The 13,712-nt window shown below is 75.1% G+C and carries 9 protein-coding genes and 2 pseudogenes; 7 read left to right on the top strand and 4 right to left on the bottom strand.

Annotated elements, in window-relative coordinates:
* Positions 1–89: 89 nt before the first annotated feature.
* From MCAG_RS12795 to MCAG_RS12775, 5 genes and pseudogenes are all read left to right on the top strand, one after another.
* Positions 90–1,185, top strand: a pseudogene (locus tag MCAG_RS12795) (CapA family protein).
* Between the two features lie 58 nt (positions 1,186–1,243).
* Entirely contained in the window at positions 1,244–2,032 is a 789-nt protein-coding gene (gene nth / locus MCAG_RS12790) for an endonuclease III (RefSeq protein WP_007073395.1), read from the top strand.
* Positions 2,029–2,640, top strand: coding sequence for a TlpA disulfide reductase family protein (locus MCAG_RS12785; RefSeq protein WP_007073394.1), 612 nt, complete (start codon positions 2,029–2,031; stop codon positions 2,638–2,640). The genes nth and MCAG_RS12785 overlap by 4 nt, the downstream gene beginning before the upstream one ends.
* Positions 2,637–3,335, top strand: a complete 699-nt coding sequence (locus tag MCAG_RS12780) for a CoA pyrophosphatase (RefSeq protein ID WP_007073393.1) — start codon at positions 2,637–2,639, stop codon at positions 3,333–3,335. The genes MCAG_RS12785 and MCAG_RS12780 overlap by 4 nt, the downstream gene beginning before the upstream one ends.
* Positions 3,336–3,393: 58 nt before the next feature.
* A complete protein-coding gene (locus MCAG_RS12775; protein WP_007073392.1) occupies positions 3,394–4,575 on the top strand; it encodes a MarP family serine protease in 1,182 nt (393 codons plus the stop codon).
* 40 nt (positions 4,576–4,615) lie between these two features.
* On the opposite strand, the gene MCAG_RS12770 is transcribed toward MCAG_RS12775, so the two are convergent.
* From MCAG_RS12770 to MCAG_RS12760, 3 genes are all read right to left on the bottom strand, one after another.
* Entirely contained in the window at positions 4,616–5,368 is a 753-nt protein-coding gene (locus MCAG_RS12770) for a phosphatase PAP2 family protein (RefSeq protein ID WP_036373282.1), read from the bottom strand.
* 68 nt (positions 5,369–5,436) lie between these two features.
* The gene (mycP, locus tag MCAG_RS12765; RefSeq protein ID WP_036373280.1) at positions 5,437–6,864 is read right to left on the bottom strand and encodes a type VII secretion-associated serine protease mycosin; all 1,428 of its coding nucleotides are present in this window, start codon (positions 6,862–6,864) and stop codon (positions 5,437–5,439) included.
* A gap of 99 nt (positions 6,865–6,963) precedes the next feature.
* Positions 6,964–10,950, bottom strand: a complete 3,987-nt coding sequence (locus MCAG_RS12760; protein WP_007073389.1) for a type VII secretion protein EccC — start codon at positions 10,948–10,950, stop codon at positions 6,964–6,966.
* Positions 10,951–11,050: 100 nt separating this feature from the next.
* On the opposite strand from MCAG_RS12760, the gene eccD reads away from it, so the two are divergent.
* Entirely contained in the window at positions 11,051–12,445 is a 1,395-nt protein-coding gene (gene eccD, locus MCAG_RS12755; protein WP_007073388.1) for a type VII secretion integral membrane protein EccD, read from the top strand.
* A 31-nt stretch (positions 12,446–12,476) separates the two neighbouring features.
* On the opposite strand, the gene MCAG_RS12750 is transcribed toward eccD, so the two are convergent.
* A complete protein-coding gene (locus tag MCAG_RS12750) occupies positions 12,477–12,983 on the bottom strand; it encodes an inorganic diphosphatase (protein WP_007073387.1) in 507 nt (168 codons plus the stop codon).
* 247 nt (positions 12,984–13,230) lie between these two features.
* On the opposite strand from MCAG_RS12750, the pseudogene MCAG_RS33665 reads away from it, so the two are divergent.
* Positions 13,231–13,712: pseudogene (locus MCAG_RS33665) on the top strand (D-alanyl-D-alanine carboxypeptidase/D-alanyl-D-alanine-endopeptidase); the annotation flags it as partial.

Genomic DNA, 13,712 nt, shown 5'->3' with positions numbered 1-13,712 from the left:
CCCGGTAGCGTCACGGGCGATGTACGACCCCGCCCGCTCCGGCCCCCACCGCCCCCGGCGCCGCCCGCCCGCGCCGCCACGCGGCGCTCATCCTCGGCGTGCTGCTCGTCGCCGGCTGCACCGAGCCCGACGAGGCACCCTCCCTGGCAGCCCAACACCCAGGGCGGGACGACCGGGCACCCGCCTCCCCGGCCCCCTCCGGGCAGGCCCCCGAGGGCAAGGTCGAAAGCGTGTCGCTCTCCGCCACCGGCGACATCATCATGGGCAACGCGCCGAACCGGCTCCCGCCGCGCGGCGGGGAAGGGCTTCTTCGACTCCGTAAAGGAGGCGCTCGCGGCCGACCTGGTGATGGGCAACCTGGAGGAGCCGCTCACCGTCGACACCGGCACCGGCAAGTGTGGTGCCAACTCGACCCGGTGCTTCCAGTTCCGCGCCCCGCCGGAGTACGCGGCGCACCTGCGCGACGGCGGATTCGAGCTGCTCAACCAGGCCAACAACCACGGCTACGACTACGGCCCCAAGGGCTACCGGAACACCCAGGCCGCGCTGGAGAAGTACGACCTGGCGCACACCGGCGCGCCCGACCAGATCACCGTGGTCGACGTCGAGGGCGTCAAGATCGCCGTCGCCGGCTTCTCGTCGTACGTCTGGTCCAACAGCCTGGTCGACATCGACGCCGCCCGCGAGGTGGTGGAGAAGGCCACCACCAAGGCCGACGTCGTCGTCGTGCAGGTGCACATGGGCGGCGAGGGCTCGGACAAGACGCGGGTGCGCCCGGGCACCGAGATGTTCCTCGGCGAGAACCGGGGCGACCCGATCAAGTTCTCCCACGCCATGATCGACGCAGGGGCGGACCTGATCGTCGGCCACGGCCCGCACGTGCTGCGCGGCATGGAGTTCTACCGGGGCCGACTCATCGCGTACAGCCTCGGCAACTTCGCCGGTGGCGGCAACTCGCTGAGCAACAACGGCCGGCTCGGCTGGGGCGGCGTGCTGAAGGTGTCGCTGAAGCCCGACGGCAGCTTCGCCGGCGGCTCCTTCACCTCGACGTACATGAACTCGATCGGTAAGCCGACCATGGACCCGGACGACCGGGGCCTCGGCCTGGTCCGGCAGCTCACCCGGCTGGACTTCCCGAAAAGCGGCGCCCGCTTCGACGACGAGGGCCGCATCACCGAGGGGTGAGCCGGCCCGGTCGCGCGGGCTCGACGGGCCGTGACCGGGCCGACGTAGGCTTTCCGTCGTGACCACCAGTTCCCCCGGAGCCGCCGAGACCGACCTCGGCCGCACGCGCCGCGCCCGGAAGATCCACCGGGTGTTGACCCAGACGCACCCCGACGCCCACTGCGAGCTGGACCACGCCAACCCGCTGGAGCTGGCCGTCGCCACGATCCTGTCCGCCCAGTGCACGGACAAGAAGGTCAACGAGGTCACCCCGAAGCTGTTCGGCCGCTACCCGACGGCAGCCGACTACGCCGGGGCGGACCGGGCCGAGATGGAGGAGCTGATCCGGCCCACCGGCTTCTACCGGAACAAGACCACCTCGCTGATCAGGCTCGGTCAGGCCCTCGTCGAGCGGTACGACGGGCAGGTCCCCGGGAAGCTGGACGCCCTGGTGACGCTGCCCGGGATGGGCCGCAAGACCGCCAACGTCATCCTCGGCAACGCCTTCGGCGTCCCCGGGATCACCGTCGACACCCACTTCCAGCGGCTGGTGCACCGCTGGCGGCTGACCGCCGAGACCGACCCCGTGAAGATCGAGCACGCGATCGGCGCGATGTATCCGAAACGCGACTGGACGATGCTGTCGCACCGGATCATCTTCCACGGCCGGCGGGTCTGCCACGCCAAAAAGCCGGGCTGCGGTGCCTGCACGCTGGCGAAGCTCTGCCCCTCGTACGGGACTGGGCCGACCGAGCCGGCAGCGGCCGCGAAGCTGCTCAAGGGCCCCCGGGCGCGGGACCTGGCCGTCGCGGCGGGCGTCGACCCGGAGCTGGTGCCGCAGCAGGCGGTCGCCGCGGAGGCGCCGTGAAGCGCCGCCTCACCGCCCTGCTCCTGCCGTTCGCCCTGCTCGCCGGCGCCTGCACGACGGCTCCGGCCGAGGAGCCGACGCCGGCCGAGCCCCGGAGGAACACCAGGCCGTCGCCGTTCGCCGCCTGCGCGGCCCTGACCGTGCCGCCCGCCTCGGCCGCCCCCACCCCCGTCGGGCCCGGTGGGCCGCAACTGCCCGAGCTGACCCTGCCCTGTTTCACCGGCGGCGACCCCGTCGCCCTGCGGGACGTGCGTGGGCCGGCCGTGGTCAACCTGTGGGCGTCCTGGTGCCCGCCCTGCCGCAAGGAGCTGCCCGCGTTCCAGCGGCTCAGCGAGCGCGCGGACGGCCGGCTCCAGGTGATCGGGGTGAACACCCGGGACAGCCGGGACGCCGCCCAGTCGATCGGCGAGGACTTCGGCGTTCGCTTCCCGGTCCTGTTCGACCAGGGCGAGAGCCTGCGCCGGGCGCTCAACCGCAACGCCGTCCCACTGACCGTGCTCGTGGGCGCGGACGGCCGGGTCCGGCACGTCGACACCTCGGGAGCGCTGGACGACGCCCGCCTCGCCGCGCTGGTCCGCGAGCACCTCGGCGTGCTGGTGACCCCGTGAGCCGCACTCCACCGCCCTGGATGGGGCCGCTGCTGTCCCGGCTCGGCACCGCGCGGGTCGAGGACTTCACCCGGCTCACCACCCCGGCCAGCGGCGGGCGGGAGAGCGCCGTGCTCGTACTGCTCGGGGAGGAGCCCGGGGTGGGGCCGGACGTGCTGGTCCTGCAACGCGCCGCCACCCTGCGCAACCACGCCGGGCAGCCGGCCTTCCCCGGCGGGGCGGCCGACCCGACCGACGCCGACTCCGCCGCCACCGCCCTGCGCGAGGCGAACGAGGAGGTCGGCCTCGACCCGGCCAGCGTCACCGTCCTCGCGGAGCTGCCGAGGCTGTGGATCCCGGTCAGCGAGTTCGTGGTGACCCCCGTGCTCGGCTGGTGGCACCGGCCGCACCCGGTGCACCCCCGGGAGCCGGCCGAGGTCGCCCACGTCGCCCGGCTGCCGGTGGCCGAGCTGGTCGCCCCGGAGAACCGGATGCAGGTACGCCACCCGAGCGGCTGGATCGGCCCGGCCTTCTCGGTGCGCGGGATGCTGGTCTGGGGCTTCACCGCCGGGGTGCTCGCGGCCCTGTTGGAGATGGGCGGGTGGGCCCGTCCGTGGCCGGGCGACCGGGTCGTCGACCTGCCGCCGTCCGGGGCCGCGCCGGCCCCCTCCGCCGGCACCGACCCGGCAGACGAGATGGCCGGACCGCTGACCTGACCGTCACGTTCCGCGAGCAGCGGGCACCCGCCGTGCCCGGTGCCCGTACCCTTGGGGCGTGTCCGCCGTGGATCTCGTTCTGCTCCTGCTCATGCTCGTGTTCGCGATCAGCGGATACCGTCAGGGCTTCGTCATCGGGGTGCTGTCGTTCTCCGGGTTCTTCCTGGGCGCGCTCATCGGGCTACAGGTCGGGCCGCTGCTGGCCCGCCAGTTCACCGACAGCGGCACCCGGGTGCTGATCTCTCTCGTCGCCGTCTTCGGGCTGGCCGTGGTGGGGCAGGCGCTGGCCGGCTGGCTCGGTTCCCACCTGCGCCAGACCATCACCAGCGATGTCGCCAAGCGGGCCGACGACGTCGGCGGGGCTTTCGTCTCGCTCTTCGCGGTCATGCTGGTCGCCTGGCTGGTGGCCGTGCCGCTGGGTTCGTCCTCGCTGCCCTGGCTGGCCTCCTCCGTGCGCAACAGCGCGCTGCTCACCGTGGTCGACCGGGTCCTGCCCGACCAGGCGCAGGAGTTGTCCACCGCGCTGCGGGACACCGTCGACACCAACGGCTTCCCGGACGTCTTCGGCGACCTCGCGCCCACCCGGGCCCGGCAGGTCGAGCCGCCCGACCCGGCGCTCGCCGGCTCCCAGGTGGTGGCCGACGGCCGGCGCTCGGTGGTCAAGGTGCTGGGCTCCGCGCCGAGCTGCGCGCGCCGCATCGAGGGTTCCGGCTTCGTGTACGCCGACGACCGGGTGATGACCAACGCGCACGTGGTGGCCGGCACCCGCTCGGTGGCGGTCGAGCTGAACGGCGACCGGTACGACGGCGAGGTCGTCGTCTACGACCCCGACCGGGACCTGGCCGTGCTGCGGGTGCCGGGGCTGCCCGGCCCGTCCCTGCGGTTCGCCGCCGGCAACGCGGGCAGCGGGGCGGACGCGATCGTGCTGGGCTTCCCGCTCGACGGGCCGTACAACGCCCAGTCGGCGCGGATCCGGGACGTCGACCGGATCACCGGCCCGGACATCTACTCCTCCGGCGACGTGACCCGGGAGATCTACACGATCCGGGCGTTGGTCCGCAGCGGCAACTCGGGCGGCCCGCTGCTCTCCTCGAACGGCCTGGTACTCGGGGTGATCTTCGCGGCGGCAGCGGACGACCCGAACACCGGCTTTCGCGGTGACGGCGGCCGAGGCCCGCCCCGGGTGGCCCTGGCCGGCGCCGAGCGGACCCGCGGGGTGGCCACCGGCGAGTGCACCTGACGGCGGCCCCACCCGGCTCCGGCCGCCGTGACCCGGGCTCTCAGGCCGCCGGCGTCCGGGCCCGGCCCGCCGGGCCCGGGGACCCCCAGGTGCGGAACGCGGCCGTCGTGGCGGCCACCGTGGCCGCACCCAGCACCCAGCCGCCGACCACGTCACTGGCGTAGTGCACGCCGAGCGCCATCCGGCTCACTCCGGTCAGCCCGGTCAGCACGGCGGCGGCGACCCAGAGCGCCCAACGCCGGGCAGGGCGGGTGCGGGCGTACGGGAGGAAGACCACCAGCAGCACCCCGGCGGCGAGGGCGGCGTTCAGCGCGTGCCCGGAGGGGAACGAGTAACCGGTGGCCCAGCCCACCGGGTCGGGCAGGTTGGGCCGGTCCCGGCCGACCAGCAGCTTGAGCAACGCGCCGAGCAGGCCACCCACCGCCATCGTGGTGGCCGCCCACCAGGCCAGCCGCGAGGCGCGCCGGGCGAACAGCCAGACCACCACGGCGAGCGCGGCGACCCGTAGCGGCCCGGGACCGAGTGCGTGGGTCCAGACGGTCATGAACCCCACCCAGCCGGGGTGGTCGACGGCGTACCCGTGCAGGGCCTGCGCGACCGAGGCGTCCAGGCGGTGCAGCGGCGGCCAGGAGCCGAGTACCAGCAGGGCGAGCAGGGCGAACGGCACCAGGACCAGGAAGGCGGCGGTGGCGGCGAGGGTGAGCCGCAGCCCCGGCGAATTGTCGGGGTCGAGCCGGCGGGCCCACCACGACGGCGACGCGGGGACACGGGTGCGCTGACCAGACGTGCTCATGCCCGCCATCTCTACCCGGCCGGGCACCGGATCAGACCGGCCGAGCACGGAATCGGGCCGGGGGGTGCTCAACGGGCCCTCTGACGGAAGCGGCGAACCACCAGCGCCGCTGCGGTGACCAGGGCGACCACGAGGGCCACGCCGGCCCAGAGCCGCTTCGGGTCGGCGTCGTCCCGGCCGCCGGCGGGCTGCGCCGTCCAGCGAGTCTGCTGGTGGGGCGCGGTGAAGCCGAGCGGGTCCGCGCCGGCACCCGCGACCGGGGCCTCCTGCGTGGAGCCGGGTGCCGGGCCGAAGCCCACGACGCCGGGGGAGAACTGATCGTCGAGCGGGTTGCGCCCCACCGGCGGCACGTCGGCGGTGAGCGCGGCGACCGGGTCGACCAGGCCGTACCCGAAGCGGTCGTCGCGGCCGGTGGGCCCGATGTCCCGGGCGGTGCTGATCAGGCGGTTGACCACCTCGCCGGCGGACATCTGCGGCCAGCGGGCCCGGATCAGCGCGGCGGCGGCGGCCACGAGCGGGGACGCGAAGCTCGTGCCCTGCACCCGCCAGTATCCGCCGTGGGGCCGGGCGCCGACCAGGCCGGTCGCCGGGGCGGTGAGGATCGTCGGGGGGCCGGTGATCGAGCCGGACCACAGGTTGTCGCTGGTGCGCTCCAGGCCGGCCACGGCGATCACGCCCGGCTCCCGCGCCGGGTACCAGACCTTGGTGTCGGAGGACGAGGCGACGTTGCCGGTGCAGGCGACCACCACCACGTCGCGGGCGAACGCGTAGTCCAGCGCCGCCGCCAGGGCCGGGCTGTCACCGCTGCCACCGAGTGACAGGTTGATCACCCGGGCGCCGTTGTCGACGGCCCACCGGACCCCCTTGGCGACGATCAGCGCGTCGTCGTACCGGTTCTCGTCGTCGAGGACCCGCACCGGGAGGATCTTCGCGCCTGGGGCGAGCCCGACCACGCCCCGCCGGTCGTCGTTGCGGCCGACGATCAGGCCCGCCACGGTCGTGCCGTGCCCGACCGGGTCCGGGCCCTCGCCCGCGGTGCCGTCGACCAGATCGATGCCGGGCAGCACCTGGCCGGCCAGGTCCGGGTGGGAACCGTCCACCCCGGAGTCGATCACCGCGACGACGACCCCGCGCCCCGTCGAGGTGCGCCACGCGGTCGACGCCCGCAGCTCGTCGAGCTGCCACTGCTCGTCGCGGACCTGGTCGGCTCGGGCCGGCGCGTCAACCGGAGACAGCCGCCGGGGTGCGTTCGCGGCCATGCCCTGGTCGGCTCGGGCCGGCGTGTCGGCCGGAGACACCCGCGAGAGCGCGCTGGCCGTCGCCGGGGCGGTGAGCGGGACGAACCCGGTGGGGCGAGCCGGCGCGGCGAGGGCCGACGGCGGAACCGGACCGATGAGCGACACCGCGAGCGCGGCCGTGCCGACCAACGCGCGGCCGGGGAACCGTCGCGCGGTCGCGGGTCTGCCGTGCCGAACCCCAGTCACATTTCCAGCCATTCATCGCGGCGGACACATGCTGCTCGGAGATTACCGGTTTCCACCCCCGTCACGCGGCATTCCGGGGGCGGATCACCGGGTCGCCGGGGTGTGGACCCCCTACTGCGGGGCAAGGTGGGCCAACTGGACCAGGCGTACGCCCTCGCGCCGGGTCACCAACCGGGCCCGCCCCGGCGGGAGCGGACCGGGCCGGACCTGGCCGACCAGCGGCCCCTCGTCGGGACTGCCGGCCATCACCAGCCCGGGGGTGGAGAGTTCCTTCAGCCGCTGGAGGAACTGGTCGTAGCCCCGACCGGCGCCGCCGGCCCGGCGGGCCAGTACCAGGTGCAGGCCGATATCCCGGGCCTGGGGGAGGTACTCCTCCAGGGCCCGCAGCGGATTGACCGGCCCGCTGGCCACCAGGTCGTAGTCGTCGACCAGCACGAACAGCTCCGGCCCCGACCACCACGACCGCTGGCGTAGCTGCGCCGGGGTGACGTCCGGGCCGGGCAGCCGGAGCTGCATGTACCCGGCGGCGGACTCGACCAGCTCGGTGGTGCGGGCGGCGGCCGTGCCGTAGCCGATCCGGTGCTCGGTCTCGATCGCGCCGATCAGGCTGCGCCGGTAGTCGACCAGGATCACCCGCGCCTGCTCCGGGGAGAACCGGCTGACGATGGTGGCCGCGAGGGCCCGCAGGAACGACGACTTGCCGCACTCGGCGTCGCCGAACACCAGCAGGTGCGGCTCGGTGGCGAAGTCGAGCACCACCGGGCGCAGGTCCGCCTCGGCGATCCCGACCGGCAGCGCCAGCCCGGCCGTCGCGGTCAGGTCCAGCTCCGCGTACGGCAGCACGGGCGGCAGCAGCCGGACCGGGGGCGCCACCGGACCGTCCCACGCCCCAGCGACCGCCTTGACCAGGGTGGCCGTGTCGCCGTCCGGGTCGGCCAATCGAGGCAGGGCGGTGAGGAAGTGCAGGCTCTCGCCGGTCATGCCCCGGCCCGGCTTCTTGTCCGGCACGGCCGCCGCCGCCGCGCGTCGGACCAGCAGCGAGTCCGACGGGTCACCGAGGCGCAGCTCCAGGCGGGAGCCGAACAGATCCCGGATCGCCGGACGGAAGTCCGTCCAGCGGATCGCGGCGGCCACCACGTGCACCCCGTACGACAGGCCCCGGGTGGCCAGCTCGGTGACCAGCGGCTCCAGGTCGTCGTACTCGTTACGCAGGGTGCCCCAGCCGTCCACCACCAGGAACACGTCGCCGAACGGGTCGGTGCCGGGCTGCCCGGGGGCAGCGAGCGCGGCCCGCCGCTGCCGGTACGCGGCCATCGACTCCACCCCCAGCTCGGCGAAGCGGCGCTCCCGGTCGACCAACACGGTGACCAACTCCCCGACGGTGCGCCGCACGGCGGTCGGGTCGGTCCGGCCGGACACCCCGCCCACGTGCGGCAGGTCGCGCAGCGCGGCCAGCCCACCACCGCCGAAGTCCAGGCAGTAGACCTGTGCCTCCACCGGGGTGTGGGTCAACGCCAGCGCGCATACCAGGGTGCGCAGCAGGCCCGACTTGCCGCTCTGCGGGCCGCCGACCACGCCGACGTGGCCGGCCGACCCGCCGAGGGTGAGCCAGAGCAGGTCCCGCCGCTGCTCGAAGGGCTTGTCGATCACGGCCACCGGCACCTGGAGCGCGCCGTGCAGCTCCGGGTTGGCGAAGGTCAGCCCGCGCGTCGGGTCGATGCCGACCGGGCCGAGCAACTCGTCGAGGGTGGGTGCGGTATCCAGCGGCGGCAGCCACACCTGGTGTGCGGGCGGACCCTGCCCCGCCAGCCGCCCTACCAGCACGTCGAGCAGGCTCTCCCGGCCGGCCTCGTCCTCGGCGGCCGCCGTCAGGGCCAGGGTGGGCGGCTCCGGCACCGGTGCCACGTAGGTGGAGAAGGCCAACAGGCGGGGCGCGCCGGCCCCGCCGGAGGCCGCCGCGCCGCTCCGGCGTCGCAGCGCCCCCGAGACGTACGCGGCCTTGAAACGCATCAGCGGCTCGGTGCCGAAGCGCAGGTACCCGTGCCCCGGAGAGCGGGGCAGCTCGTGGGCGTCCGGAACCCCGAGCACCGTCCGGGACTCCAGGGCCGAGAAGGTCCGCAACCCGATCCGGTACGACAGGTGGGTGTCCAGCCCGCGCAGCCGTCCCTCCTCCAGCCGCTGGCTGGCCAGCAGCAGATGCACCCCCAGCGACCGGCCCAGCCGGCCGATCTGCACGAACAGGTCGATGAATTCCGGCTTGGCCGACAGCAGCTCGGAGAACTCGTCGCAGATCAGCAGCAGCGACGGCAGCGGGGCCAGCGGCGCGCCGGCCGACCGGGCCCGTTCGTAGTCGCGCAGGCTGGCGTAGTTGCCGGCCCGGCGCAGCAGCTCCTGGCGACGCATCAGCTCCCCGTTGATCGCGTCGACCATCCGGTCGACCAGCGGCAGCGCGTCGGCCAGGTTGGTGATCACGGCGGCGGTGTGCGGGAGCCGGTCGAAGGACGCGAAGGTGGCCCCGCCCTTGAAGTCGACCAGGACGAAGTTGAGCTGCTCGGAGCTGTGCGTGGCGGCCAGCCCGAGGACCAGGGTGCGCAGCAGCTCGGACTTGCCGGAGCCGGTGGCCCCGATCAGCAGCCCGTGCGGGCCCATCCCGTCCTGGGCGGACTCCTTGAGGTCCAGCTCGATCGCGCCGCCGTCGGTGCCCACCCCGATCGGCACCCGCAGCCGGTCCCGCGCCGACCGGGGTGCCCAGCCCTGCTCGGCGGTGAAGCTCTCCGGGTCGCCGATGCCGAGCAGTTCGGGCAGGCCGAGCTCGGCGTTGACCGGGGCGTCCGGCCCGCGTACGGCGGTGGCGAGCCGCAGCGGGGCGAGCCGGCGGGCGACCGCCTCGGCGTCGGCCAGCGCCAGCCGGTCGGCGGTGCCCACCTCGGCGTGCCCCTCGACGGAGTGTGAGTGCAGCCGGCCGCCTCGCAGGTCGAGCAGGAGGGCGTACCGGTCCAGCAGCCGGGGCGGCGGGGTGTCCAGGTCGACCACGGTGACCGCGTCGATGCCGCCGTCGCCGACGAGGTCGGTGGCGCCGGTGAGGTCGCCGCCGTCGAGCACCACCACGACGTGCGGCCCGTCGGTGGCCGGGCCGGTCGGGCTGAACCGGGACCGGCTGGCCAGCACCTCGTCGAGGAGCCGTTCCAGCTCGACGGCGGAGCTGGTGACCAGGCGGACGGGGCCGACGGCGTCGGTGCGGGTGGGGTGGTGGGCGTGCGGCAGCCACTTCACCCACTCCCACAGCGCCCGCCGTTCCGGGCCGGCGCAGACGGCGACCATCAGCTCGTCCGGGGCGTGGAAGACCGCGAGCTGGATGAGCAGCGCCCGGCCCAGCGCCTGCGCGTCGGGCGATCCGGTGCCGGGCCGGACGCCCGCCTCCGCGCCGTCGCGGGGTGCCTCGCCCCGGACGAAGACCCGGACGAAGCTGCGCAGTGACAGGGCCACCGGCAGGTCGGGCACCACCGCGTACGCGTCGAGGAACCGCCGCAGCGCTCCGGCGGTCATCGGCTCCAGTTCCTCCAGAGGGCGGGTGACCGGCGGGACCAGCGGGGTGGCCAGGGTCTGCGGGCCGACGCCCACCCGGACCACCGCGAAGTCCGGGTCGCCGGGGCGGCGCTCCCAGACCCGGTGGCTGTCGACGGTCGACCAGAGCCGGTCCGGGTCCGGGTGGCGGTAGTGCAGCCCGGCCCGCTGCCGCCCGGCGGTCTGCCGGACCCGGCGGCGCAGCGCGCCCAGGTGCCGCAGGTACTCCCGGCGGGCGGCCATCATCTCCGACTTCTTCGGGGTGCCGGAGGCGCTGCCCCACGAGGTGACCAGCATGGCCAGCGAGGAGAGCCCGAACATCCCGCCGACCACGTACGAGTACGCCCCGCCGCCCCGGCCGAACATCATCGCCATCGCGACCGTCCCGCCCAGCATGGGCAGCACCATCAGCGCCTGCTGCCAGCGGCTGCCGGTGACGGCGGGGATCTCCGGTGGGGCCTCGACGGGCAGCTCGCCGACCGGGATCTCCGGCGCGGGTCGCCGGGGTGGTCGCTTGATGACGACGGTGGACACTCGACCTCCCACAGCGCTCGGTAACTCGAGCCTGGCTCATGGTAGGTAAAGTCCTGTCGTCCGCGCAGCCACCATCCTTCCTCGATATGGAGATGCGTCGATGACAACCGGGCTGGCCCGTGTCACGATCAGCGCCCCCCAGCGTCGGGTCGACGTCGCTCTGCCGGAGCAGGTCCCCTTGGCCGAGCTGCTGCCCGAGGTGCTCCGGCACGCCGGCGAGGGGCTGGCCGACGACGGCGAACGGCACGGCGGTTGGGTGCTGCGCCGCACCGACGGCGCGGTGCTGCTCACCGCGCAGGCCCTGCTTCCCCAGGGGGTCCGCGACGGCGAGGTGCTGCACCTGGTGCCGGCCCGCGCGCAGTGGCCCGAGCTGGAGTACGACGACGTGGTCGAGGCGATCGTCGACGGGGCCCGCCGCCGGGGTGCCGCCTGGTCGCCGGCCGCCACCCGATCCGCAGCCCTGGCCGGCGCGGCCGTACCGCTCGGCGTGGGGCTGCTCGCCGTGCTCGCCGCCGGGCCCGGGGGCGGCTGGCCCGTCGCGGGCGCGGTGGCGCTGCTGCTCACCCTCGCCGGTGCGGTCGCCTCCCGCGCGTACGGGGACGGGGCCGCCGGCGCGACCCTGGGCGGCTACGCCCTGCCGTACGCGTTCGCGGCCGGTGCCCTCGCGGTCAGCTCCGGCGACGCGATCGGCCCGGTCGCGCCGTTGCCCTGGCTCGGTGCCCCCGAGCTGCTGGCCGGCGCGGTGGCGCTGCTGCTGGTGGCGGTGCTGGGCCTGCTCGGGGTGGCCAGCCGGGTGCGGGTCTTCGTGGCCGGCGCGACCGTCGGCGTGGCCGGCGCGCTCGCCGCCCTCGGCGGGCTGGCGCTGCCAGCAGGGGGTGCCGCCGCCGTGCTGGTCTGCGTCCTGGTCTTCGCGCTCGGGGCACTGCCGCTGCTGGCCATCCGGCTGGGCAAGATGCCGCTGCCGCCGATCACCCTGCCCGGCGACAGCGGCCCCGGCGCGGACGCCGTTCGGGACCTGCCGGACCGGGCCCGGGTGCACGCGGCGGTGGCCCGCACGGAGGAGATGCTCACCGGGATGCTGCTCGGGCATGCCGTGCTGGTGGCCGGGGCGGCCGTGGTGCTCACGACGGCGGGCGGGGCGGCCGGGCGGCTGCTGGTCGCCGTGGTCTCCGCCGTGCTGCTGCTGCGCTCGCGGCTGTTCGTGGCGGTTCGCCACCGGATGCCCCCGGTCGTCGCCGGACTGGCCGGGGCCGCCCTACTCGGCGGGGTGCTGGCCGTGGGCTCGGGGTCGGCGGGGCGGCTGGTGCTGGCCGTCGGCGGGCTGGCCGTCGCCCTGCTCGCCGTGGCGGCCGGGACCACGTACGCCCGGCGGCCCGCCTCCCCGTACCTGGGCCGGGCGGCCGACCTGGTCGACACGGCGCTGGTGGTCTCCGTGGTGCCGGTGGCCTGCGCGGTGCTCGACCTGTACGAACGGGCCCGAGGGCTGCTCGGCTGAGCGGCCACCGGGCCCGTCGACGCAGGGTGGGTCAGTGGATGGTCTCGCCGCGCTCCTCGGCCTCCTTGGCCCGCCGGTACGACGCGCGGATCTCGGCCTCCGCCTCGACGCGGCCGACCCAGGTCGCGCCCTCGACCGACTTGCCGGGCTCCAGGTCCTTGTACACCTCGAAGAAGTGCTGGATCTCCAGCCGGTCGAACTCGCCGAGGTGGTGGATGTCGCGCAGGTGCTCCTGGCGCGGGTCCTCGTAGGGCACGCAGAGGACCTTGTCGTCGCCGCCCTTCTCGTCGGTCATCCGGAACATGCCGATGGTGCGGCAGCGGATCAGGCAGCCCGGGAAGGTCGGCTCGGGGACCAGCACCAGCGCGTCCAGCGGGTCCCCGTCCTCGCCCAGGGTGCCCTCGATGAACCCGTAGTCCGCCGGGTACTGCGTGGACGTGAAGAGGGTGCGGTCCAACCTGATCCGGCCGGTCGCGTGGTCCACCTCGTACTTGTTGCGGTGACCCTTGGGGATCTCAACCGTGACGTCGAAATCCATCTCCCACGCTCCCTCGTTTGCCCACGCTGGCTGACGGAACCAGTGGCACCGCTCCCAGGCAGGTGAATGCCCACCCGCCCGCTCCGGCCGCCGCATAGTGTTCGGACCGAAGTAGTGTCACCCAAGCTGTTTTCCGCACGGGGAGGAGGGGGTCGTGGGGAGGGAAGATTCACACTACCGCCCACAGGGGGTTGACGGGCGGAAGAACCCGCACCCGGGGTCCGGGAACGCGACCGGGCGGGTGCCGGTGCCCGAGGCACACGTTCCGCGCGCTCAGGAGCCGGCTCCGGACGACTTCGACCCGGAGGCCACGACCCCGATCGTCGGGCCGGGCGAGCGTCCCCCGCCGCCGGCGTGGCGGCCCTCGGCCGCCGGCCGCTCCCCGGACCTCGTCGCGGCCTCCGCCGCTCCCGTCGCGGCGGGCGTGGCCGACCAGCCCGCGCCCGTGGCCCCGGAGCCGGCCGCCGTGCCGGTTTCGCCCGCGACCAGCGGTCCCGGTGACCCGCGGGTCGGTCCCCCGCCGGGGTACGACCCGTCGCCCACCCGCCGCCGACGCCGCCCGCTGGCCGTGCTCGCCGTAGTGCTGCTGCTCGCCCTGGTCGGAGCCGGCCTGGCGGTGGTCCGGCCCGGTCCGGTCGCCGGCTGGCTCGGCGACGGCGGGGCCACCCCGCGGGCGAACACCGAGACCGCCGAGCCGGACCCGGCCCCGGTCCTCGCCGGCCCGGACGC

It is taken from the genome of Micromonospora sp. ATCC 39149 (genome assembly GCF_000158815.1).
Classification (GTDB): Bacteria; Actinomycetota; Actinomycetes; order Mycobacteriales; family Micromonosporaceae; genus Micromonospora.
This window is presented reverse-complemented; position numbering and strand designations above follow the sequence as displayed.

Bases quoted from the DNA above. Each gene is read 5' to 3' on its own strand.
- MCAG_RS12770 (WP_036373282.1), bottom strand. From the start codon at position 5,368: ATGAGCACGTCTGGTCAGCGCACCCGTGTCCCCGCGTCGCCGTCGTGG.
- mycP (WP_036373280.1), bottom strand. From the start codon at position 6,864: ATGGCTGGAAATGTGACTGGGGTTCGGCACGGCAGACCCGCGACCGCG.
- eccD (WP_007073388.1), top strand. From the start codon at position 11,051: ATGACAACCGGGCTGGCCCGTGTCACGATCAGCGCCCCCCAGCGTCGG.
- MCAG_RS12750 (WP_007073387.1), bottom strand. From the start codon at position 12,983: ATGGATTTCGACGTCACGGTTGAGATCCCCAAGGGTCACCGCAACAAG.